At 44.1% G+C, this 22,471-nt stretch carries 21 protein-coding genes and 1 other RNA gene; 6 read left to right on the top strand and 16 right to left on the bottom strand.

Features of this window, described 5'->3' with window-relative positions; genetic code table 11:
* Nucleotides 1-123: 123 nt before the first annotated feature.
* Both G4D73_RS14240 and G4D73_RS14235 read right to left on the bottom strand, forming a co-directional pair.
* Nucleotides 124-540: a YraN family protein gene (locus tag G4D73_RS14240; RefSeq protein WP_213687038.1), complete on the bottom strand. Its 417-nt coding sequence runs from the start codon at nucleotides 538-540 to the stop codon at nucleotides 124-126.
* Nucleotides 541-551: 11 nt separating this feature from the next.
* Nucleotides 552-1,511: a penicillin-binding protein activator gene (locus G4D73_RS14235; RefSeq protein WP_213687037.1), complete on the bottom strand. Its 960-nt coding sequence runs from the start codon at nucleotides 1,509-1,511 to the stop codon at nucleotides 552-554.
* Nucleotides 1,512-1,521: 10 nt separating this feature from the next.
* On the opposite strand from G4D73_RS14235, the gene rsmI reads away from it, so the two are divergent.
* On the top strand, nucleotides 1,522-2,364 hold the full coding sequence (gene rsmI, locus G4D73_RS14230) for a 16S rRNA (cytidine(1402)-2'-O)-methyltransferase (protein WP_213687036.1): 843 nt from the start codon (nucleotides 1,522-1,524) through the stop codon (nucleotides 2,362-2,364).
* Nucleotides 2,365-2,456: 92 nt separating this feature from the next.
* Here rsmI and G4D73_RS14225 read toward each other — a convergent pair whose 3' ends face one another.
* The 7 genes from G4D73_RS14225 to G4D73_RS14195 form a co-directional block, all read right to left on the bottom strand.
* Nucleotides 2,457-2,711, bottom strand: a complete 255-nt coding sequence (locus G4D73_RS14225; protein ID WP_004646359.1) for a hypothetical protein — start codon at nucleotides 2,709-2,711, stop codon at nucleotides 2,457-2,459.
* A gap of 175 nt (nucleotides 2,712-2,886) precedes the next feature.
* Complete coding sequence (locus G4D73_RS14220) at nucleotides 2,887-4,134, bottom strand: FAD-dependent monooxygenase (RefSeq protein WP_213687035.1); 1,248 nt, start codon at nucleotides 4,132-4,134, stop codon at nucleotides 2,887-2,889.
* Nucleotides 4,131-5,339 carry a 2-octaprenyl-6-methoxyphenyl hydroxylase gene (gene ubiH / locus G4D73_RS14215; protein WP_213687034.1) on the bottom strand — a complete coding sequence of 403 codons (1,209 nt, stop codon included), beginning with the start codon at nucleotides 5,337-5,339 and terminating at the stop codon, nucleotides 4,131-4,133. The genes G4D73_RS14220 and ubiH overlap by 4 nt, the downstream gene beginning before the upstream one ends.
* A 105-nt stretch (nucleotides 5,340-5,444) precedes the next feature.
* Entirely contained in the window at nucleotides 5,445-6,014 is a 570-nt protein-coding gene (locus G4D73_RS14210; protein ID WP_213687033.1) for a GNAT family N-acetyltransferase, read from the bottom strand.
* Nucleotides 6,015-6,540: 526 nt separating this feature from the next.
* Nucleotides 6,541-6,780: a DUF378 domain-containing protein gene (locus tag G4D73_RS14205; protein ID WP_004279510.1), complete on the bottom strand. Its 240-nt coding sequence runs from the start codon at nucleotides 6,778-6,780 to the stop codon at nucleotides 6,541-6,543.
* Nucleotides 6,781-7,072: 292 nt separating this feature from the next.
* Nucleotides 7,073-8,407, bottom strand: coding sequence for a Xaa-Pro aminopeptidase (pepP, locus tag G4D73_RS14200; RefSeq protein WP_213687032.1), 1,335 nt, complete (start codon nucleotides 8,405-8,407; stop codon nucleotides 7,073-7,075).
* A gap of 133 nt (nucleotides 8,408-8,540) precedes the next feature.
* The gene (locus G4D73_RS14195) at nucleotides 8,541-9,173 is read right to left on the bottom strand and encodes a UPF0149 family protein (RefSeq protein ID WP_138742662.1); all 633 of its coding nucleotides are present in this window, start codon (nucleotides 9,171-9,173) and stop codon (nucleotides 8,541-8,543) included.
* 64 nt (nucleotides 9,174-9,237) lie between these two features.
* On the opposite strand from G4D73_RS14195, the gene G4D73_RS14190 reads away from it, so the two are divergent.
* The 3 genes from G4D73_RS14190 to ssrS all read left to right on the top strand — a co-directional run bounded on the left by G4D73_RS14190 (nucleotide 9,238) and on the right by ssrS (nucleotide 10,360).
* Nucleotides 9,238-9,795, top strand: a complete 558-nt coding sequence (locus tag G4D73_RS14190) for a hypothetical protein (protein WP_005107471.1) — start codon at nucleotides 9,238-9,240, stop codon at nucleotides 9,793-9,795.
* Complete coding sequence (locus tag G4D73_RS14185; RefSeq protein ID WP_004279505.1) at nucleotides 9,792-10,079, top strand: cell division protein ZapA; 288 nt, start codon at nucleotides 9,792-9,794, stop codon at nucleotides 10,077-10,079. The genes G4D73_RS14190 and G4D73_RS14185 overlap by 4 nt, the downstream gene beginning before the upstream one ends.
* 97 nt (nucleotides 10,080-10,176) lie before the next feature.
* Nucleotides 10,177-10,360: non-coding RNA, 6S RNA (gene ssrS, locus G4D73_RS14180), on the top strand.
* Nucleotides 10,361-10,565: 205 nt separating this feature from the next.
* On the opposite strand, the gene G4D73_RS14175 is transcribed toward ssrS, so the two are convergent.
* The 7 genes from G4D73_RS14175 to G4D73_RS14145 form a co-directional block, all read right to left on the bottom strand.
* On the bottom strand, nucleotides 10,566-10,727 hold the full coding sequence (locus G4D73_RS14175) for a YqaE/Pmp3 family membrane protein (protein WP_005246917.1): 162 nt from the start codon (nucleotides 10,725-10,727) through the stop codon (nucleotides 10,566-10,568).
* 307 nt (nucleotides 10,728-11,034) lie between these two features.
* Complete coding sequence (locus G4D73_RS14170) at nucleotides 11,035-12,321, bottom strand: PQQ-dependent sugar dehydrogenase (protein ID WP_228305210.1); 1,287 nt, start codon at nucleotides 12,319-12,321, stop codon at nucleotides 11,035-11,037.
* Nucleotides 12,322-12,535: 214 nt separating this feature from the next.
* A complete protein-coding gene (locus G4D73_RS14165; protein WP_213687030.1) occupies nucleotides 12,536-13,243 on the bottom strand; it encodes a GntR family transcriptional regulator in 708 nt (235 codons plus the stop codon).
* An 11-nt stretch (nucleotides 13,244-13,254) separates the two neighbouring features.
* Complete coding sequence (gene uca / locus G4D73_RS14160; RefSeq protein ID WP_213687029.1) at nucleotides 13,255-16,854, bottom strand: urea carboxylase; 3,600 nt, start codon at nucleotides 16,852-16,854, stop codon at nucleotides 13,255-13,257.
* A 67-nt stretch (nucleotides 16,855-16,921) separates the two neighbouring features.
* A complete protein-coding gene (locus G4D73_RS14155) occupies nucleotides 16,922-17,185 on the bottom strand; it encodes a hypothetical protein (protein WP_213687028.1) in 264 nt (87 codons plus the stop codon).
* Between the two features lie 358 nt (nucleotides 17,186-17,543).
* Nucleotides 17,544-18,134 carry a hypothetical protein gene (locus tag G4D73_RS14150; protein ID WP_213687027.1) on the bottom strand — a complete coding sequence of 197 codons (591 nt, stop codon included), beginning with the start codon at nucleotides 18,132-18,134 and terminating at the stop codon, nucleotides 17,544-17,546.
* 201 nt (nucleotides 18,135-18,335) lie between these two features.
* Nucleotides 18,336-18,818, bottom strand: coding sequence for a VOC family protein (locus G4D73_RS14145; RefSeq protein WP_213687764.1), 483 nt, complete (start codon nucleotides 18,816-18,818; stop codon nucleotides 18,336-18,338).
* A gap of 431 nt (nucleotides 18,819-19,249) precedes the next feature.
* On the opposite strand from G4D73_RS14145, the gene G4D73_RS14140 reads away from it, so the two are divergent.
* Together G4D73_RS14140 and lon are read left to right on the top strand one after the other, a co-directional pair.
* Nucleotides 19,250-19,831, top strand: a complete 582-nt coding sequence (locus G4D73_RS14140) for a 5-formyltetrahydrofolate cyclo-ligase (RefSeq protein ID WP_005267045.1) — start codon at nucleotides 19,250-19,252, stop codon at nucleotides 19,829-19,831.
* 147 nt (nucleotides 19,832-19,978) lie between these two features.
* Entirely contained in the window at nucleotides 19,979-22,405 is a 2,427-nt protein-coding gene (gene lon, locus G4D73_RS14135; RefSeq protein ID WP_114541602.1) for an endopeptidase La, read from the top strand.
* The last annotated feature ends 66 nt before the right edge of the window (nucleotides 22,406-22,471 follow it).

The raw sequence follows: 22,471 nt of genomic DNA, 5'->3' as shown, positions 1-22,471 counted from the left end.
CTCCTTCATTTTATTACGTCTTTTTTAATCTAATCATCTGTTTCATGCTCAGATCATGTCAATTCTGCTTGAACTTTACAATGATCTTGAAGCAAATATAAGCATCTTTAAACCTTATTTTGTTCAAAGGTTAATAAACTCTTGATCAAAAGTAAAAGCATTTTCAATCCATTCCAGATCATAAGGGTATTGCGAAAAGTCATGCTGTATGGTTTTTGCAAATTGCTGTTTAAAATCAAAACAAATCACGTCAAAACGATAGTAATAGTGTGCAAATTGTGGATTTTTCTGAATAAAGCACATCGCAGTCTTGAGCATCTTTCCCTGTTTCGCTCTGGAAACCGACTCGATCGCTTGCGCATATTGGGTTTGTGCACGCGCTTTGACTTCTACAAAGACCAGTTCCTGATCACGCACCAGAATCAGATCCAGCTCACCATAGCGACTGTGATAATTGGCTGCCAGCAGTTGAAAGCCCTGTTGCTGCATCCGTTGAGCCGCTTGCTGCTCCGCCCATGCACCTAGTTGCTGTTGCAGCATTGCTCTTTCCCTCATAATAGCTTGACGCCTGTGCCACTGTACTGAAAACATTGTGGACTGCGCTGAATGCCATGTTCAGTGATCTGTATCCGGCCGGTTCTGCCCTGAAATTCAACATTCTGCGAACGCGGTTGCGACAAGTATTGCTGGGTGATCTGCCACGCATCTCCACCGAAGGCAATCAGGCGCTGATAGGACATATTGACCGGTTCTTGGGCATAGGCTTGTACAACATCTGGCCAGTCAGCCAGATAAAGTACAGGTACATCACAGAACTTGATTCCTTGCGGCAATCTATGCTGCGCGCTGATCGCATTGGCTACGGTATACATCCTTTTACGGCTTAATTCGGGAATGGCAGCCAGCCCTTCAGCATTGCCGAGGAATAAGAGTCCCTGCCTTCGCATTAAAAAAATGGGCGCCTTGTTCACGATTTTAAAATTCAGATCACTTTGGCTCAGCAGTGACATCAGCAACAGTTCATGCTCGGCTTCACTGCCCGGCTGGCGTAAAACCAGCAGTTGCTGAACCCCATCTTTAACCAGAAGGGTTTTTAAGGCAGCAGCATCCTCTTTTTTGGACAGGCTGAATTGCCAGACTTGGGGTGATGATTCTGCTACATCATTCAGGCTGAGGGTACGCACTTTAGGTTTGCTCTTAAGCAGTTGTTCCACATCGCTACGTGCCAAAGGCCCCACTACCATTTGGGTCTTTTTATTGACATGCTGTTTCAGTAACTGGGAGATATTTTTCTGATTGGAGTTGACCCATTTCAGTGGAACTTTCTGCGCGGAAGTAGCATAGGCGCTGAGAAATCCCTGTTTGATACTCGATGCAGCTCGCGCCAAAGGTCCGGATTCGGGTAGAATGATCAACACTTCTGCTTGTACGCTGCTGATGTAGCTGACTAAACACAAGCCCAATATTTTATTTTTAATCTTCCATTTTTTATTATTCAATTTATTCCACATGGAGAAACCTATGAGTGCTCAGTTATTTGTTGTTGCGACTCCAATCGGGCACTTAGATGATATTAGTTATCGTGCACTTCAGGTGTTAAAGTCGGTGAGTCTTATTGCTGCTGAGGATACACGAACTTCAGCACAATTGCTTAAACACTTTAATATTCAAACACCTCTGACTGCCTGTCATGAGCATAATGAAAGCAACAAGATTGATCAGCTGATCCAGCGCCTGCTGAATGGCGAAGATATGGCCCTGATCAGTGATGCTGGCACTCCCTTGATCAGCGACCCTGGTTTTAAATTTGTCCGTGCTGCACAAGCGCATAATATTCGCGTGATTCCTGTACCTGGTGCTTGTGCGGCTATTGCTGCCCTAAGTGCAGTCGGCTTGCCGAGTGACCGCTTCAGCTTTGAAGGTTTTCTGCCATCCAGACAAAGTCAGCGCCTGCTGAATCTGGAGAAACTGAAAGATGAAACCCAGACTTTAATTTTCTATGAAGCACCGCATCGAATTCTGGAGTCCGTTAAAGATATGGCCAGCGTTTTCGGAGCAGATCGCCCGGTCGGTTTTGCGCGAGAAATCACCAAGACTTTTGAAACTATCAAGAAAATGACCTTGGGTGAATTGGTGGAATTCACTAGCAATGATCACAATCAGCAAAAAGGCGAAATTGTTCTGGTGATTGGCGGTGCCACCGAAGAAAAAGATCTGGATCAAGAAAAGCTGGATAAATTATTGAACCGTTTGTTACAGGACCTTTCGGTCAAAGCAGCATCACAGTTGGCAGCAGATTTAACGGGTATTAAAAAGAAAATCGCTTATCAACGTGCTTTAGAACTGACTTCGGCAAACGATTAATTGCTTTAGATTTTCTATTACGTTTGGATTTGCAAAAAAAAAACACCACATTGAATGTGGTGTTTTTTATAAGAAACAAGTTAATCAATAACTTATTCTTTGGCTACTGATTCATCTGCCGGCACTTCAACAATACGACCACCACTGGCAAGGAAAGCCGCAATCTCGTCTTCAAGTGCTTGACGCTTTTTCAGCTTTGCAGTGACGGTCAAAGTTTCAGCTTCTACAAGATCGGTATCACTGACGACCTCTGTGCTATCGACCGCGCCTTTTTCAGCGGCTTTTGCTTCATCATCGTCAACAATTGAATCTTCAACGTCGTCATCATAATCATTCATGTCTGTCATTTGCATCTCCCCAAAAAATGGCCCTCGCTTGGTATTCCAAGTCAGGTATCGAATTAAGTGAAATTTAGCAATCTCTTCGACCTTCGCCTAGTACCAAACATCAAAAAATCGTATCTTTTTTAAACAAAATCGTTACTCTTTATTGGTGTTTGTTTAAAAAATTTACATTTCTGTCTTAAGCTGCGTAGCGTGTGTCTTTAAGTAAACCCAGACCATTGGCTTGCGCCATAAATGCATCTTTCAACATGGGCTGATTTTCTACCTGTTTCAGGCCGAAATTGCGTGCCCAAACCATCGGGAAGAATAATGTGGTTTCCATCCAGCCAATCGCAGACATGCTGTGCATCATGGCATCGTTCTGGCCCTTACGGCGATGCTCATAGCGTTTTAGGGTCTGCTCATGTGCCCATACGCCACGCGCCTGATCATGTAGCAAAACATCACAAAGCACGGCAGCATCCAGACAGCCAATATTCACCCCTTGTCCAGCTAAAGGATGAATGACATGTGCGGCATCTCCAATCAGTGCTAAACCATCTTGAACGTATTGCTGGGCGGCGCGGGCTTTTAAAGGGAAAGTGGCACGTGGTGTCGCTTGCAATACTTCACCCAGCATATGCTGGCTTTCACGGGTTAATAGCTGGGTAAACTCAGCATCTGACAACGCTGCATATTCTTCGGCATAATCCTCTGGCAAGGTCCAGACAATCGATTGCCAGTGTCCCTGCTCTTCCGGATTAAGGCTGGCCATAGGTAGAAAAGCCAATGGACCGGTTTCGAGAAAAATCTGACGTGCCATATGCTGATGAGGCTGTGCAGTTTTAATGGCACAACTGATGCCCGCCTGTTTATAGTCCAGTACATCAATATCGATAAACGCTTGCTCACGGACAAAGGAGTTTGCACCATCTGCGCCAATCACCAGTTTAGTTTGGAGTTGTGTACCATCAGCCAGATGAATGACCCACACACCGACGCCACGTTCGATGCGGCTGACTTTGACCTGTGTTCTATAATCTTGAATATCTTCAAGCATCTTTTGCTGAATGGCCAGATTCAAAATGCTTGGTTCCACCATCGAGCCTAAAGCCTGTTCTACCGAAGGTGTTTTTGCAGAAGGCTGGCCAAAATTAATTTCACCATAGCCATTTTTATTCCACACCTGCATGCCGGTATAAGGCTGCTGACGTGCTAAATTTTCCCAGACACCCACCGTTTTTAACAGGTGAATGGTTGCCTGACTTAAAGCCAAGACACGCGGATTGGCCACACACAAAGTTTTATTTGCATACAGAATTGGTGCTGCATCCAGAACTGTAGGCTGCACACCACCTTGAGCTAACAGAAGCGCTGTAAGTCCACCAACCAGCCCACCACCAATAATGACGACGTCTAATATTTCGTTAGTTTGATTTAAGCTCATGCTTTTAACCCCATGGCATAATTTGCAACGAGTGGCTTGATGCCAGGAATCGTATCAAAAGCGATTAAACCTGTATTACGCATCAGCTTTAAAAATGGATTCTGGTTACTAAAGCCACGTACCACTGAATCACAGAACTTGATCACACGCTGCTGGTCACTGAGACGAGATTTTTCATAGTCTTGTAATATTGCAGCATCGCCCAAGTCTGCGCCTTGTACCTGCTGTTCTTTCAGGTAACGCACCAATACATGCGCATCACGCATACACAGGTTAAAACCCTGACCAGCGACCGGATGAATCGTATGGGCAGCATTGCCCATCAATACGACACGGCCAACAGCCTGTTTTTCGGCTAACACTTGAGACAATGGAAAACTGAACCGTTTTCCGGTTTTCTGGAATTTTCCGGCACGATCACCATACGTTTCCTGTAAGGCATCCAGAAAATGCTGGTCATTTTCATCCCCCAACCATTCTCCTTCAGTACCTTTTTTCACTGGCCAGACCACTGAACGACGATACTCACCCGGTAGTGGTAAAAGTGCCAAAGGCCCTAAATGGCTGAAACGCTCAAAGCCCACATGAGCATGTGGCTTTGAAGTTTGTACTGTGGTCACAATCGCAACCTGATCATAATCATGTTCTGACGCACCAATACCCAAGGCTTTACGGCAGAAAGAATCCCGCCCATCGGCGGCAATAACCAGTTTGGACTGTAATTTTAGTGACGATTCACCACGCTGAGCTTCGATATAAGCAAAGTCTGTATCTTGGATAAGGGATGTCACTTGAACACCATCAATCAGTTCAATCAATGGCTCTTTTTTGACTTGGGTCAGCAGTACACGACCGAGCCAGGCATTTTCAATGACCTGACCAAAGCTTTCGACTTTTTCCTGTTCGGCTTTCAGTCGAGCCTTACCAAAACTGCCCTGTTCGGTAATATTCACTTCCAGAATTGGGGTAGCATGTTCTTGCAAGGCATTCCAAAGTCCAAGCTCCTGATAGATCTGCACGCTACGGCGTGACAAGGCACTGTTACGTGCATCAAAACTGGAATGATATGGCGCAAGATTTTCATCATCATAATTTGGGTATTTAATGGCTTCCAACAGTTTGACTGCAATATTGATTTTCGCCAACATCAATGCGAGGCTTAAGCCGACCATACCACCACCGACAATGATGACTTCTTGTTGCATGCTTACTTCCTTATCTGTTTATTCGCATCTATGGCGAATTACATAAAACGTATACTGGTTTTATCTTACCTCAAGGCTTTAAATTTTTATAATGATTCGTTTTATTTAGTTTTCTCCATGATGATCCAGCCTATATTGAAAAACCAAGACATCGCGCTTTTCAGTCCCCAACTTCGGCAATACAGTATAGGCATTGATCCGTTCAACGATTTCAAACCCTGTCTTTAAAAGCACTTGGTGTGCCTGTATATGTTCTGCATCACAGAAAGTATCTAGTGATTTAAATGTAAGATATTGTCTAAAATACTGAATCACCGCTTTCATCGCCTCAAGCATATAGCCCTGCCCCTGAAATCGAGGACCAAGTCCGAAATGAATTTCAAGGCTGTTATTTTGCTGTTGAATAATCGTTAGTAACCCGATTGCCAGATGACTTTTTCGCTCAGCAATCACCCATGAAAATCCGTCACTCGGTTGCTGCCAATAACTTAACGCCCATTTCTGCAACATTTTTTGAGTCTGACTGACTATTGTATGCACCTGCCGTTGTAAATATTTTGATGCTTCAACGTTGCCACAATATTCTTGGAATAATGAGATTTCATCTCCGACTTTATATGCTCTTAACTCCAACCAAGTTGTCTTTAATTCAGCAACTAAAATATTTATACTCACTTTTATCAACTCAGCATTAAAAAACGGAATGTTGTAATTTCATTTGGCACTTATACGATTCGATCGCAAACCTAGTCAAATTGGTATAACTCGATCTACTCGCTTCGCACAATTTTGAATACATACTGATGCTCGTAGATCCTGAATGATAAAATTGTGAATCAAGCCATTTATAAATGAGCTGATATTCACTTTCAGTAGCAGGAGGCCCATTTACAATCACTATTCTTTTCTTATTTTAAGATAATTGTATAAATATAATTCGATCTTTGAGCTAACAGATATTTTAAAAAAATTTATCCAACCATGTACAATCTAATCTTATTTGTATGATAGTGATCATCAATCTTTAGCTAGGCATTGTTGTAGATCTGGGGATGGTTCTATTAATAACGTATAAACACCCAATAAAAAACCCCGGAAATCTACCGAGGTTTCTTCATCTTCCACACTATTTCTATCCTCTCGGCAAGTTACTCGAAGACATGAATCCTATCTTGCAAGAAACTCGCCCAAGAAGATTAGCTTAACGCACAATATTGGTATGATGATCTGTGTGGTGTACTGTTTTACCCAACTTCGTTCCTGTATAAATCAGGTACAATGCCGACAAACCAACCAATACATAAACAATTCGAGATAAGGCGCTCATATCACCAAAGATTGCAGCGACCAAATTAAAATCGAATGCACCAATTAAACCCCAATTAATGCCACCAATGATTGTTAAAGCATAAGCAATCCAGTCAATCGTATTTAATCTCATAAGTGTTCTCCTGCTGTTATTTAAGTTTATTTAAGGATCAGAGAAAGTATGAGAATCTCAGCGCATTTAATATGTAGCTTTGATGCTAAAAACAGATTTTCTGTGTTGACTTCCTGTCAATTTTTAAGCCGTAAATTTTACTTAGGTTAGTTTTATTTGACTTGTTCGATATAAACGTAAGCTAAATCACTTTTTGCTCGATGTGATATAGCTAGGAGTTCTTTTTTAAAATGGCATAGAAATGTCATAAAAAAAGCCGATCTCGCGACCGGCTTTCTGTATTTTTCTTGGATTAGGCAGCGCGCGCTTTCGCCATCAATGCTTCAATCTCTTCTACCGTTTTGACAACTTTCGCAGTTAAAACCAGCGGGCCATTTGCAGTGGCTACCACATCATCTTCAATCCTGATACCAATTCCACGCCATTTGGCATCGACTGTTTCATCATCAGACGCGATGTAAAGACCCGGCTCAACGGTCACGACCATGCCCTCTTCATACGAGCGCCATTCACCATCAACCTTATAAGCACCGACATCATGCACATCCATACCGAGCCAATGCCCCGTACCGTGCATGTAGAACTGACGAAAAGCTTCTTTTTCTATAATCTCGTCGATATTACCCTGCATCAAGCCAAGATCGAGCAAACCCTGCACCAAAATAAGCACTGCAACATTGTGAGGTTCTTTATACGAGTTACCAATTTGCACGGCATTGATCGCAGCGATTTGAGCATCCAGTACTACGTTATATAAGGCTTTCTGTTCCGGACTGAATTTACCATTTACCGGAAAGGTACGGGTAATGTCTGAAGCATAGAACTGATATTCAGCTGCAGCATCAATCAGGACTAAATCGCCATCTTTCAGTTCTTTGTCATTTTCTACATAATGCAGGATGCAGGCATTTTCACCGCCACCGACAATACTGTTATAAGCCGGAACACCGCCATTTTTGCCAAAGACATAATTCAGCTCGGCTTCCAGCGCATATTCCATCATACCCGGACGTACTGCTAGCATCGCTTGAGTATGTGCATCAGCAGAAATATCGGAAGCAATCTGCATCAATTCAATTTCATTTGCATCTTTATGCAGACGCATTTCATCGACAATACGATCCAGCTGAATTACTTGCGCTGGTGCAGAAGTACCACGACGGCTTTCACCACTTGCAGTTGCAATCCATTTGGCGACACGCGCATCAAACTCTGCATGCTGTCCAATGCGATAAAACAACTGATCTTTATTTTGTAACTTTTCTAAGATTTCTTCATCCAGCAAATCAATCGCATAGGCTTCATCTGCATCATAATCCTGAATAGCCCCATCAATACCCGCGCGGTAGCCATTCCAGATTTCCATTTCACGGTTGCGTTCACGACAGAACAAACTGTAGCTATAGCCTTCTTCTTCAGTGTCAAAGGTTTCAATCACAGCCACAGCTTCAGGTTCCGCGAATCCGGTTAAATAGAAGAAACTACTGTCTGCACGGTATTTATAATCTGCATCACGGTTACGCATAGCTACCGGACTGGTCGCGATAATAGCGATACTGCGTAAACCGATTTCCCCTGCGAGGATTGCGCGACGTTCCTCAAAAACTGCCTGTGTCAATTTCTTCATTACACCTTACTTCTTTCTTATCGATCAATACTTGTATTTAGAATATAGTCTTGAAATCAGACTATAGATTTCACTGTAAACAGCAAAATATATGCCTGATTTCAAGCAGGTGATGACTCACCTCAGCATTTCATCAGCTTGGACGTTTAGGCGAGAAAATCTCGACTACACTTTGCGCTTCTGTAGTAGCAACTTTAGGCTGATTTTTTTGACTAAATTGCTGTAAGAGGGGCGTTTCTTCAACTTCGACCTTTTTACGCCCTAAAGACAGACTGACAGGAATCAGCCGCACAAATTCGTACAATTCCTGATAGCTTTCTTCACCTTCGGCATCATCGTCCGAGTCTTCAAATTCAACTGCGGCTACATCTTGTAAATGTTCAATCAGTTCAACTTCATCCTGACGGATATGCCCTGAAGCCAGTCCGAAACCTAAGACCACGCCGGCACACCAGTCCGCCAGAGCCTGTACACGTTCTGAAAGCACATGCTCATCATCAGGCAGCAAAGGTAAATAATCCAGCTCATCTTCAGACAATGCATGGGACACATCTTCAGCTTCGCCCGTCAACAACTCTAATGCTTCGGCATCCAGTTCAGGTACATCCAGTGTTTCTAAAATCTGTAACCACTCTTCACTGCTTGGCGCCTGGGTGACACACACAATGCCCGTGAGCAAACCATGTAGTTCGCTAGGGCTAGAAATTTCCTCAATTGAAGAAAAATTGCGGTGCCATTCGGTCCAACCTGAAATATCGTCTTGCATTCGTTTATCCAATCTTTATACTGCTTATATATTACCTTTGTTTGCAACACTGTGCGACCTCGATATGTTAGAAGAATTACAGCGTCTACAAGTGCAGATCGGCGTGTTAAAAACGCGACTTGCACGGCTTGAAAGTGAAAATTCCAGTTTGCGCGAAGAGCAAGACTCTTCAATGATGCAACATCAACAGCAAATTGAACAAAAAAATAGCGTGATTGCGCAAAAACAACAAGAAAATGAAAATCTGACAGAACAATTGACGGATTCTCGTGCCCAATTTCAACTGCTCAATAATGATGCAACTGCACTGGCAGACCGTTATGGCCGTCTGGAAAAAAGCTGTACCGACCTAAAAAACCGTTTTCAGGAAATTCTGGCTGAACGCAATGAGCTGCGCATAGTTAAGGAAAAGATGATCCTTGAACAGCGTCATGCTCAGCAGGAAATTCAGCGTCTGACTCAGGAATCTGAACGCTTAACCCAGAAAAATGAAAATGCCAAAGCCAAGGTTGAAGCGATTATTCAACGTCTAGCGATTCTCGGTACTGCGCAGGATCATCATGCACAGGAAATTCAACAACTGGCCCATCCGACTGAAGCGACTGAGGAAGCCTCATCATGAGTGAACAAATTGCAATTGATCTCAGAGTATTGGGGCATAGTTTCCGTTTGGCCTCTACTCCTGACAAGCAGGAAGAATTAGAACGTGCGGCACAGTTATTGAATGACAAATATGATGAATTTCGCCGTAAAGCACCACGCATGGAACCGAGTAAGCTGATTATTATGGTAGCACTTGAGCTGATGCAGGAGGTCTTGAATATGAACAGATCACTGCAACAATATGCGCATTGCGAGCGTTTGTTACAAACTATTTTAGAAGAAGTTGAAGAACTGACTGAATAATCTCGAATTCTGTTTAAACTTCGGACATTCGACCGAACTGTTTACAGTTCATGAACAGCATAGAGTTGCCACACCGGGATTATTGTTTATAATTAACTTAACTCTGAGGTGTTCGCCAGCGGGTCTATTCCCCTGCCGATACTAACACTTATGGGTGTGTTCTGTATATTTAGAGTGTATGCCCATCTCCGTATGGGAAACCCAGCAAGTATACGTCGCATCCTCCTTGAACTCATCGGGTTCAGGGTAACGACACATGCAGCGGCATCTTCGGAGTACTTCAATTTCTTTTTCAAAATATAATTATAATTTTTCCTGAATTTCCTCTTATTTTAATTTTATAGTCTTTCTCTCGAACATTCTTCCAGATTCATTTTATTGATGTATTTATCATCTGGAATGAAAAAAAATCTTTCGCTATAAAAAATATAGAGCTTTTACTTCCGTCAAAATCAAAAACTCTTTCAGTAACTTATTTTCCTATTTTTAGGCTATTTTGTCCCGATATAAAGTATGCATCGCCCAGATTGCAGCAGGAATCCATCCTAAAATCGAAATTTGAAGCATTAAGCACACTGTCGCTTCGGCTGGTCGATGAATGGTCATAAACAATGACCAAGGAAAGATAAATGCAATAATTGATTTCATTCTTAAAACCCTCTTTTTTGCAACGTTCTAACTTTTATATCCAGTTTTTAGCCGCACTTAAAACTGGCACTTAGATTTAGATATTTTTAATAGGATCAGCAGAATCTCTATACATGCTATTATCACGCTTAAAAATATCCAGAAAGCCTAATTCAGCCAGCTTAAATGAAGCTTAAAAATTATTTAAAATTTGCTGAGCCTTTGCATATTTTCAATCAAAATATTGACGTTTGAATGAAAAGCCTTTGCCTCAAATTTTGTTATGGAACAGGTTTATATCTAAATAAAACCCTGAATCCCTAGACCTTTATTTACTTACTGCAGCTAGTGTACTCAAGGGTGATACTCGCCAAATCACATCACCGACATCATCAGCAACCAAAATGGCACCTGAAGAATCTACCGCCACACCGACCGGTCGCCCATATGCATCGCCCTGATCACTTAAAAATCCAGTCAAGACATCTTGAGGTGGGCCCATCGGTTGCCCATTCTGAAAGGGAACAAAAATCACTTTATAGCCACTATGCGGTTTGCGGTTCCATGAACCACGCTGGCCAATCAGCGCCCCATTTCGATATTGAGGCATCAGATCTGCCCTATAGAAAGCCAAGCCCAATGATGCAGTATGATTGCCCAATGCATAATCCGGTGAAATTGCCCGCACAACTTGCGCAGGATTTTGCGGTTTGACCCGTGTATCTACATGTTGGCCATAATAACTATAGGGCCAGCCATAAAAAGCGCCCTCTTTGACAGAGGTCAGATAATCAGGAACCAGATCATTACCGAGTTCATCACGTTCATTTACCACCGTCCAGAGTGCGCCACTCTGGGGTTGCCAATCCATCCCATTCGGATTACGCAGTCCGGTGGCAAAAGGTCGCGCTTGAGCACTGGCTATGTCAAATTCCATGATCAGTGCCCGGCCCTGTTCTTGCTCTAAGCCATTTTCAGCAACATTACTGTTGGAACCCACCGTGATATAGAGTTTGCTGCCGGCAGGATTGGCAATAACATTTTTGGTCCAGTGATGGTTTAAACGGCCTGCCGGTAAATCCAGCACCTTGGTACCGGCTGCTGTAATTTGAGTCGCACCGTTCTGATAAGGAAAGCGCATTAGGGCATCAGTATTCGCCACATACAACATATTGCCGACCAGTGCCATGCCAAATGGAGAATTGAGATTCTGTAAAAATACGATTTTTTGTTCAGCCACCCCATCTCCATTGCTATCGCGAAGCAGACTGATGCGGTTGGCACTGGGGTGCGATGAACCTGCACGTTGCATCACCCATTTCATGATTTTGCCTTTGATCCCTTTACTGTCATCGGGCTTAGGCGGTGCATCGGTTTCGGCCACTAGTACATCACCATTCGGCAATACGTACAGCCAGCGCGGATGTCGCAGTCCTTTGGCAAATGCCTGAACTTTCAAACCTGTCGCGGGTATAGGCATTTCGCCCGCAGGCCAGCCTTTGGCAGGCGCAATATTGACCGTAGGCAGCAAGCTTGATTTTGGTTTGGGCAAATGTGGCTGGGAACCATAACTGTCAGTGATGGGCGATTTGGAAGGCATCGTACATCCTGTCATAGCCAAGAAAGATGCACAGGCGGTACCAGCAACTAAAAGTCGTATGTGCTGAATAAGCATTTTTATCTCTTGTTATTATCATCCTCGACTTACTTTAAAAAACAATTTGAGATGCCACTAGCGGGTTCTTGTTTTTTCTGGTTATGAATTGGTTATCAATTTTAAGTCAGGTCTGATATTTTTCTTGCTATAAAATAAATTTATCCTGATTAACTTACGCAGGACTAGAGGATAACATTTCCAGTGTAATTTTTTTCACCTCATTACGGCTGTGCCGGATATGGGCATCCAATATAGAGAGACAGAACGCTGCATCTTGTGCAAGTAATGCCCTTAAAATCTGTTGATGTTCGGCATAGGTCGCTGTAACCCGATAATCCTTGGAAAAATCCAGACGGCGTATGATGCGAATTTTCTCGCTGATCTCACTGTGAATTTTCGCCATTTCTGCATTGCCGGCTGCAAATACCAAATGACAATGAAATGCTTCATCTTGTGCAGATAGCTCCCTGAGATCATAGACATACTGTTCTGGTTGAACACACCAGGTTTGAATCAAAACAGCTAGGGCAACCTGCAACTGGTCTTTGGGCATTAGACACAGTTGTTCGACTGCATAACATTCCAGCAAAATTCGCAGATCATATAACTCTTCATAGGCTTTAAAGTTTAGTGGCCGGACCTTCCAGCCACTTCTAAACTGAACGTCCACATAGCCTTCCTGCTGCAAACGATACAAAGCTTGCCGAATAGGTGTACGGCTGACGGCATAGCTTTCAGCAATTTCCGATTCGGTAAACCGCTCTCCCGGCATCAGTTTAAAGTCAAAAATATCATTTTTAATTTTCTGGAGAACCAGCTCAGACAGATTGTCTGAGCTTTTTCCGGTCGCTTTAGTACTTGGATTGCGAACAATAGTCATGGCTCACTCCATTACTCCATATAGACCAGTGGCTCACCACTATGCACGGTCTGACCAGAACGGCAGATAATCGCTTTAACGATACCATCATCGTCAGCATAGACCGGCAGTTCCATTTTCATGGCTTCAATGATGGCCACCGTGTCGCCTTTTTTCACAATCTGCCCCGCTTCTACAAAAATCTTCCAGATATTGCCGGTCATAGAGGCGTTGAGAGGGACATACTGGCTGTAATCGGTGTCATCCTGCAGCACTTCTATTTCTACAGGTGCATCAAACTCGTCTTTCCAGCGTTCTACCTCGGCACTAAAAGCAGCCTGCTGCTGCGCTTTAAAGGTGGCAATGCTGTCCTGTTCTGCAGCAAGGAAATCCTGATATGCTGCAAAGTCAAACTCGTATTCCTCAATTTTAATTTCTGCCAGACCATGGGCGAAATCAGCACGGAACTGATCCAGTTCGGCCTCAGTGACCTCATAATATTTAATCTGGTCAAAAAAGCGTAAGAACCATTGCTGATCGCCAAACTGCTTGTTCTTTTTAAACTTGTTCCAGATCGGCACGGTACGGCCAATCAACTGATAGCCACCCGGTGAGTCCATGCCATAAATACACATATACATGCCACCAATCCCGACAGTCCCTTCAGCGGTAAAAGTACGGGCCGGATTATATTTAGAACTCAGTAAACGGTGGCGAGGATCAATGGGCACTGCACAAGGTGCAGTCAGATATACATCACCTAGCCCTAAAATCAGATAATTGGCATCATAAATGATGTCCTTGACCTGCTGGCGGTGACTTAAACCATTAATCCGCTGAATAAAATCGACATTATTCGGAAGCCAGGGGGCTGTGGCACAGACGCTTTCCTGATAACGCTCAACAGCACCCAGAGTCGCCGAGTCCTCAAAGGCCATGGGTAAATGGATAATTCTTGAAGGGATTTTAATGTCACGCAAATCGCCCATCTGTTCTTCAAGACCAAGCAGGAAGTGAATCAGTTGCTGTTGACTCAAACGCAGACCATCATATTTAATCTGCAAGGACCGTACACCAGGTGACAATTCCAGGATACCGTCCAGATCAGCCTCACGGATCAGTTGCATCAAGCGGTGTACGCGCAGGCGTAGGGCCAAATCCAGTACGTTGTCACCATATTCCAGCAAGATATAACTGTCACCTGCCTGACGATATACAGCTTTTGGTGCATCTGGCGTAGCTTCACGCAATGCCAGGATACTTTCTGCCTGAACTGCAACAACTTCAGCCTCGTGGGTCATCTCTCCCTTGGCAAAGTTTTGGAGGGTTTGAATTTGCTGCCGCTCCAGCGCATTGGCCTGTTCTACCGAAATTGGATAGAAGCTAATCGTGTCATCAGCTTTCAGTTGACCAATTTTCCAGAGTTCAGCTTTGGCAATGGTCACCGGACAGACAAAGCCACCCAGGCTCGGACCATCTTTGGCAAGAATTACGGGGAAATCACCGGTAAAGTTGATTGCACCAATGGCATATTCACAGTCATGTACATTGGATGGATGCAGACCCGCTTCACCGCCATTTTCACGCGCCCAGCTTGGCGTCGGTCCGGTTAAACGGATACCCAATCGGTTCGAGTTAAAATGCACTTTCCAGCTTGATGCAAAAAACTCCTCAATATATTCAGCTTTAAAGAAATCAGGAGCGCCATGCGGACCATAGAGCACACCAATTTTCCATTCCTTGCCATAACTTGGAATCAGATCTGTTGCCAAAACTTCAGGTTCTGCAATCGCTAAAGGTAGACCATCGGCCGGCAGCTCAGGATTCACCATCTTAATCATGTCGCCAGCACGTAACAATCGGCCTGCATGCCCACCGAAATTACCTAACGCAAAGGTAGAACGGCTACCCAGATATTCCGGCACATTCAGACCATTTCGTACGGCCAAGTAGGTCCGGCATCCAGATTCAACCTGTCCGATTTTTAGGGTTTGTCCTGCTTTTACCTGAATAGGCTGCCAGAAATTTACGGCGTCCTCATCCAAAGTTACCGGACAAGGTGCGCCAGTTAAAGCAATGATATTGTCTGCATGAAACTTGAGGGTCGGACCTTGCAGGGTAAATTCAAACCCGGCGGCGGCCTCGGCATTTCCGACAATTTTATTGGCCAGCCGGAAGGCATAATCATCCATTGGGCCTGAAGGCGGTACACCAATATCCCAATACCCGACACGACCTGGATAATCCTGAATCGAACTTTGTGTACCCGGCTGAATCACCTCAATCACATTCGGCACATATCTGAAATCATCCAGCATGCGTGTCCAGATTTGCATTTGCTCAAAACGCGGATCTGAAATAACAGTATGCACATAATCCAGATTGGTACTAATACCATTCAGGCGAGTTTCAGCCAAAACTGATTTAAGCGTACGAATGGCAGTATCCCGATCTTCAGCATGCACAATAATCTTGGCAATCATGGGGTCAAAATATTGGGAAATTTCAGTACCGGTACTCACCCAGGTATCAACCCGGACATTTTCCGGAAAAAACACATCGGTCAAAATCCCTGGACTCGGCTGGAAATTCTTGACTGGATCTTCTGCATAGATTCGTACTTCAATCGCTGCACCCTGAGGCTGAATACTGCTTAGATGCTTCCAATCCAGAGTATCGCCTGCTGCCACTTTCAACATGCATTCGATCAGGTCTAAACCGGTCACCATTTCAGTGACAGGATGCTCTACCTGCAAACGGGTATTCACTTCAAGGAAATAAAACTCGTCACGTGCTGCATCGTAAATAAACTCAACCGTACCGGCACTGCGATATTTCACCGATTTGCCCAGTTCAACTGCCGCCTGATGCAGTTTTTGTCGCGTCGCTTCAGGTAAATGTGCCGCTGGTGTTTCTTCCACGACTTTCTGATTACGGCGCTGCAGTGAACAGTCGCGTTCGCCCAAAGCCACTACCTGTCCCTGTCCATCTCCAAAAATCTGAACTTCGACATGACGGGCCCGATCGATAAAGCGCTCTAAAAATACTCCGGCATCTTTAAAGAACTGCTCACCCAGACGTTTTACACTTTCATACGCCTCCTGAAGTGCGTCTGCATCATCACAACGGGTCAAGCCAATTCCGCCACCGCCTGCTGTACTTTTCAGCATAATTGGATAACCAATTTTTTCAGCTTCTGCCAAAGCTTCGTCCAGACTATTTAGCAGCCCTGTACCGGGAGTCATGGGTACATTGGCAGCTGCAGCAAGTTCACGGGCACGATGTTTTAAACCAAACTCTAAAATCTGCCCAGCTGTGGGTCCCATGAAAGCAATGCCATTTTCTTCGCAGGCACGAGCAAAATCAGCACTTTCTGACAGAAAACCATAACCTGGGAAAATTGCTTCAGCCCCGGTATTCTTGGCTGCAGCAATCAGTTTTTCAATACTTAAATAGGTATCACTCGGTTTGGTCCCTTCTAAGGACACTGCAATATCTGCATCAATCACATGCTGTGCATAACGGTCCGTTTCTGAATAGACGGCTATACTGGTTACGCCCATTTTTTTTAATGTGCGAATGGCACGAACGGCAATTTCGCCCCGGTTTGCAATCAGTACAGTTTTAAACATGTGAATCCCCTTTTATTCTCTCTATTTTTTGAATCTGCTGAATGGATCTGTTTCGTTTTTTTCTGATTCAGCTGCTGCATATAAACCCGCTATCGAATATGTTCGCTGCTCTGTGTCGTAGCCTTTGATGCATACCTTCCGCAAATACAGCTTTTTTAAATGCATCGATTTTTGCTCGAAGATGTGCAGCAGTCGCAACCGAAATCCAGACAAGTTCACCCACCTCAACATGGGTAGTGCGTTGAGCAAGATGATTCAGTTGAAGCTGTTTTGACTGATCGGCATCGCGCCATTTTAGGACTGTCCAGCCGATCATTTTCTGATGAAGCATTCTGCATCCAACCTTGTATCCAAGTTTGAATACAGTTATGCAGAACTTATGCCAGTTTAATTTTTATTTTATTTTCAATATATTAACAAAATTTAAGATGTATAAATTGGGAAGAATTTCATTGGATGGTTGTTTTTGGTTCAGCCTGTTTTCAATTCAGTGCAAAAATTATTCTGCAACTCATATTGTATAATCTGCATCATCTCAACTTTTGCAATGCTCATATAAAAGCCCATCTGTTGATGAGCTTCTAAGTGAACTATTCTATTTGTAGCTTAGTACAGTCATAAAAATTGAGTGTATTAAATACCTGAATTGAAAGGTTTGAATCAGCGTGTATTCGTCATTACGGTATTCACTATTTCACCGGGATCATTAAGTGCTGATAAGGCGTCCCAGACCACATGACATAGGGCAAAGCGGTATCCGGTTGCTTATGCTTAGGATACATATCATAGAAACGAGCTTCAGCACCGACGATCATGACATGGGGACCCGTTTTGACCCAATGATTGCCCGCACTAGGCTTCTTGGCATAGGGATCAACATTACTGGCATACGTACCACCTGCCAGCATATACATGAAGCCTACTTTTCCAACTGTGGGCTGTTTATTCCCCATCCAGGCTTCTGCCCATTCTAGAGCGGCCTGATCCATACACATTGGGTCTGGACCTGGAGCGGTCAGATTATCAGGCATACAGGTAAAACCATTATTGCCCTTGCGCAAGGTACGTATTTTGCCATCTGCACCGACAGCGACAATCGTGGCTGCAGCGGCTACTTTCTTAGGTGCAGCAGTCATGGCACTTGCAATGGCTTTCTTATCGGCAGCAGATGAAGCTGCGCCTGAGCTGGCTTTGCCCGACATGGGCGGTTCAACGGCTAAAGCGGCAGGTGCAGACAGCGCGACCCATCCCGCCATAAGCAGTAATTGAGGAAAATTCATGGCACATTCTCCTTGAATCATCATGAAGAAATTGGATTTAGGTTCAGATCAAGTTGGATTAATCTGTAATTTTTGTAACGTATCCTTATAGAGTTGAGGGATAATTTGAGTTGATCAAAAGAAAGGAGAAGATTTAACTATTGCAGTGAAATTGCGCTACACAGCAATATCAACTGCAATGAAAGACAATATCTTTGGCGCTTAACCACGAAATGCTGCTTCGATCACGGAGATGTCAATTTTCTTCATGGTCATCATCGCATTAAATGCGCGCTTGGCCGCAGCACGGTCAGGACTGTTACAGGCGTTGATGAGGACCGCTGGCGTAATCTGCCAGGAAATGCCCCACTTGTCCTTGCACCAGCCACACTCACTTTCCTGACCGCCATTGCCCACAATGGCATTCCAGTAGCGATCTGTTTCCTCTTGGTCTTCAGTAGCCACCTGAAATGAAAATGTTTCATTATGCTGAAAACCAGGACCACCGTTCAACCCGATGCAGGCAACGCCCATTACTGTAAATTCGACCGTAATGACATCACCTTCTTTCCCAGAGGGATAATCTCCAGGGGCAAGGTTGATCGCGCCAACTGAGGAGCCTGGAAAGGTTTCTGCATAAAATCGTGCTGCACCTTCGGCATCGTCATCGTACCAAAGGCAGACGGTGTTCTTCGCAATATTCATCATCTTCAATCTCCATTGATTTAGGTCTTACGCGTTCTGCCTAAGTCCAATGTGTCCCATATATCGGTCGAGAATAGTTATATGATCCCTTGTCTATCTTTCACCAAAAACAGAATAAACCTACTTTAGAATTGTATTTTTATTGATCGAAAGCTGTTTCAAAGTGCTTAAACTCATGCATTTCCAGAGTTTGTCACTGAACAATTGATTGCTTGGAAAATCGTGAATCAAAAAAAATAAATTGACCGTTTCAACACATTTTAACAACCAGTGATGCAACTGTTTTTTAACTTTGAAACTGGTGACAAATTAGCTAAATTTAAATCAGCAGATACGGAATAATATAAAATTGCAGCTTACAATTATTTTTTACTTTTCCAGAATTCCCACTTAGACTAGAGCACAAATTTGTTGCATATGCTTTTTGCCCTATGACCATTCAGGAATTAAGAAGATACCTTCGTAAAACGCGTCGTCATCTCTCTAAATTTGAGCAAAGGCAATCCGCACAAAAAGTTCTAAACCGTCTGATCCGCAGTCCAGAATTTATTCATGCCCAACGTATTGGCCTGTATTTGCATGCTTTTGGGGAGATTCAAACCCAGGCGATTATTGAACGCTGCTTTAAACTGGGCAAACAGGTGTATCTACCAGCGATTTGCGACATGAATCAGCAGCTGGTCTGGATCCGGATCACCCAGCACCAATACCATAACAAGCGCTTTGCCCATCATCGGCTGGGTATGCGAGAGCCCATGAGCACCCGTGGTGTACATGTTTCCAAACTGGATTTATTGCTCATGCCACTATTGGCCTGTGATACTTCGGGCACACGGATTGGTATGGGCGGCGGTTTTTATGATCGTACCTTGGCTTCTGCACCTGGGCGTCCATTCCGTCTGGGGCTGGCGCATGACTTTCAACTGCTGGCACAGCCGTTAAAACGTGAAACATGGGATCAGCCCCTTGATGCTTTAATCACCCCGACAGTTTTTATAAAATTCAAACGTTAATTTTGCAATTTTACCCTTGCTAACTACTTTAAAATCACATAATTAGTCATTTTTCATACAATTTAATCTTAACTGCCCTTGTATTTTTAAAATTACCCATCACTATTAAAAGCATGGCAACACCGTTGTCACTCATTAGGAGTGCTCATGTCTGAAATTATTATGAATCAAGAAACCTTAGAGCCTCAGGTTCCAAGTGTACTACCCCTTTTGGCGTTGCGTGATGTGGTGGTTTATCCGCATATGCAAATTGCGCTGTTTGTCGGTCGTGAAAAATCGATCAATGCAGTTGATGTGGCTCGTAACAGTGACAATCTAGTATTTGTAGTTGCGCAAAAAGATTCGCTTACAGAAGAAATTGATCACGACAATTTATATCAATACGGTACTGTCGCGAAGATTGTGCAAGTTGTGAATCACGAAAATGATGAAAACTGTATTAAAGTCCTGATCGAAGGCCTACACCGTGCCAAGCTGAAAACCATCATTGACGAAACTGAGTATCTGACAGCAGAGCATGAACTCAGCCCAATGACGGTGAGCGTCGATGCAGATACCCAAGCTGTGCGCTTGCAGGAATTACGTGCGCTTTTCGCTCAATATGCAGAAGCGAAACTTCGTAATGCGCGTGAACTGATCACCGCAGCCAACAAAATTGAAGATCTATTACAGTTATTGTTCTTCGTCGCAACCCGTGTTCCATTGAATATTGATGTCAAACAGAAATTCCTGGAACATGACGAATTCGAAGCGCATTTGACTGAGCTGATGACTTATCTATTGCAACAGTCTGAAGAACAACAGATTGAGCAAACCCTGCATGACTCTGTTAAACGTCAGATGGAAAAGAACCAGCGCGAATACTTCTTGAATGAAAAAATGAAAGTCATTCAGCGCGAGCTTTCTGATATGAACGGCGGCGCGGAAGATGATGTCGCTGAAATTGAAAAACGTCTTGCTGAAGCAGATTTGCCTGAGCATGTACGCAAGAAAGCTGAAAACGAGTTCCGCAAGCTGAAAGCGATGCAGCCTGCTTCGAGTGAAGCTGCTGTGGTACGCAACTATCTGGAAGTGATTCTAGATACACCGTGGAATAAAGCCAGCAAAGTCAGCATTAACCTGAACAAAGCACAGGAAATTCTGGATGCAGACCACTATGGTCTGGACGATGTCAAAGATCGCATTGTGGAATATCTGGCAGTTCAGTCTCGTGTGAAAAAATTGCGTGGTCCGATTCTGTGTTTGGTTGGTCCTCCAGGTGTCGGTAAAACTTCACTCGGTGAATCAATTGCTAAAGCAACTGGTCGTGAGTTCGTGCGTATGGCGCTGGGCGGCGTGCGTGACGAAGCTGAAATTCGCGGTCACCGTCGTACCTATATCGGTGCGATGCCAGGTAAAATTGTGCAGTCATTGACTAAAGTGGGCGTAAAAAACCCGTTGTTCCTGCTCGATGAAATCGACAAGATGGCGCAAGACTACCGTGGCGATCCGGCTTCTGCGATGCTTGAGGTACTTGATCCATCACAGAACAACAAGTTCAGCGATCACTATCTAGATCTTGATCTGGACCTGTCTGAAGTAATGTTTATCTGTACCGCGAACAGCATGAACATTCCTGAGGCGCTGCTGGACCGTATGGAAGTGATTCGTCTTCCGGGTTATACCGAAGAAGAGAAAGTCAATATTGCGGACCGCTACCTTGTTCCTAAAGCCATCAAGAACAATGGTCTACGTGCCAAAGAATTGACCGTGCATGAAGAAGCGATTCGTGACATCGTGCGCCGTTATACGCGTGAAGCCGGTGTACGTAACCTTGAACGTGAAGTTTCAAAAATTGCACGTAAGGTGGTGAAAGAGGCGGTTAGCAAGAAAGCCAAAAATCTTCAGGTTGAAGTGACAGCAGCGAATCTTCCAGAATACTTGGGTCCACATAAATTTGACTATGGTATGGCAGAAGAAGAAGCGCAAATCGGCCGTGTAAATGGTCTGGCTTGGACTTCTGTTGGTGGTGAATTACTGACCATTGAAGTTGCAGCAGTACCAGGTAAAGGCAAGTTCATTACCACCGGTTCTCTTGGCGATGTCATGAAAGAATCGATTACTGCTGCAATGACTGTAGTGCGTACCCGTGCGGATGAACTCGGTATCGAAGCCTCGCGCTTTGAAGAAACTGACGTGCATGTGCATTTACCTGAAGGCGCAACACCGAAAGATGGCCCATCAGCAGGTTTGGCTTTGACTACAGCATTGGTATCTGCTTTTACGGGTATCCCGATTCGTCCGGATATCGCAATGACAGGTGAAACTAGTCTGGGCGGCCGTGCACTGCGTATCGGTGGCTTGAAAGAAAAACTGCTTGCAGCCCATCGTGGTGGCATCAAGTTGGTGTTCATTCCACAGGAAAACGTACGTGACCTGGCGGAAATTCCAGAAAATGTGAAAGAAGGTCTAGAAATCAAAGCCGTGAAATCGATTGATGAGATTTTACCGCTGGCACTGACCTCTTTGCCAAAAGCTCTGGTTAAAGCACCCATTGTAAAAACCAAAGAAGAAGCTAAAGCAGCGCGTCATTAAGACCTGATGCTTCGTATAAAAAACCCTGCTTCGGCAGGGTTTTTTATTGAGTTATTGAATAAAACA

It is taken from the genome of Acinetobacter sp. WY4 (genome assembly GCF_018438165.1).
GTDB lineage: Bacteria > Pseudomonadota > Gammaproteobacteria > Pseudomonadales > Moraxellaceae > Acinetobacter.
The sequence above is the reverse complement of the archived record's forward strand: the minus strand, read 5'-3'. Positions and strand labels throughout refer to the sequence as shown.

Coding starts and splice junctions, on each gene's coding strand:
- G4D73_RS14150 (WP_213687027.1), bottom strand. CDS start 18,134: ATGAATTTTCCTCAATTACTGCTTATGGCGGGATGGGTCGCGCTGTCT.
- G4D73_RS14155 (WP_213687028.1), bottom strand. CDS start 17,185: ATGCTTCATCAGAAAATGATCGGCTGGACAGTCCTAAAATGGCGCGAT.
- G4D73_RS14170 (WP_228305210.1), bottom strand. CDS start 12,321: ATGACAGGATGTACGATGCCTTCCAAATCGCCCATCACTGACAGTTAT.
- G4D73_RS14225 (WP_004646359.1), bottom strand. CDS start 2,711: ATGACAGACATGAATGATTATGATGACGACGTTGAAGATTCAATTGTT.
- ubiH (WP_213687034.1), bottom strand. CDS start 5,339: ATGCAACAAGAAGTCATCATTGTCGGTGGTGGTATGGTCGGCTTAAGC.
- pepP (WP_213687032.1), bottom strand. CDS start 8,407: ATGAAGAAATTGACACAGGCAGTTTTTGAGGAACGTCGCGCAATCCTC.
- G4D73_RS14240 (WP_213687038.1), bottom strand. CDS start 540: ATGCTGCAACAGCAACTAGGTGCATGGGCGGAGCAGCAAGCGGCTCAA.
- G4D73_RS14235 (WP_213687037.1), bottom strand. CDS start 1,511: ATGTGGAATAAATTGAATAATAAAAAATGGAAGATTAAAAATAAAATA.
- G4D73_RS14190 (WP_005107471.1), top strand. CDS start 9,238: ATGTTAGAAGAATTACAGCGTCTACAAGTGCAGATCGGCGTGTTAAAA.
- G4D73_RS14165 (WP_213687030.1), bottom strand. CDS start 13,243: ATGACTATTGTTCGCAATCCAAGTACTAAAGCGACCGGAAAAAGCTCA.
- G4D73_RS14145 (WP_213687764.1), bottom strand. CDS start 18,818: ATGAATATTGCGAAGAACACCGTCTGCCTTTGGTACGATGACGATGCC.
- uca (WP_213687029.1), bottom strand. CDS start 16,854: ATGTTTAAAACTGTACTGATTGCAAACCGGGGCGAAATTGCCGTTCGT.
- rsmI (WP_213687036.1), top strand. CDS start 1,522: ATGAGTGCTCAGTTATTTGTTGTTGCGACTCCAATCGGGCACTTAGAT.
- G4D73_RS14140 (WP_005267045.1), top strand. CDS start 19,250: ATGACCATTCAGGAATTAAGAAGATACCTTCGTAAAACGCGTCGTCAT.
- G4D73_RS14195 (WP_138742662.1), bottom strand. CDS start 9,173: ATGCAAGACGATATTTCAGGTTGGACCGAATGGCACCGCAATTTTTCT.
- G4D73_RS14185 (WP_004279505.1), top strand. CDS start 9,792: ATGAGTGAACAAATTGCAATTGATCTCAGAGTATTGGGGCATAGTTTC.
- lon (WP_114541602.1), top strand. CDS start 19,979: ATGTCTGAAATTATTATGAATCAAGAAACCTTAGAGCCTCAGGTTCCA.
- G4D73_RS14220 (WP_213687035.1), bottom strand. CDS start 4,134: ATGAGCTTAAATCAAACTAACGAAATATTAGACGTCGTCATTATTGGT.
- G4D73_RS14175 (WP_005246917.1), bottom strand. CDS start 10,727: ATGAAATCAATTATTGCATTTATCTTTCCTTGGTCATTGTTTATGACC.
- G4D73_RS14205 (WP_004279510.1), bottom strand. CDS start 6,780: ATGAGATTAAATACGATTGACTGGATTGCTTATGCTTTAACAATCATT.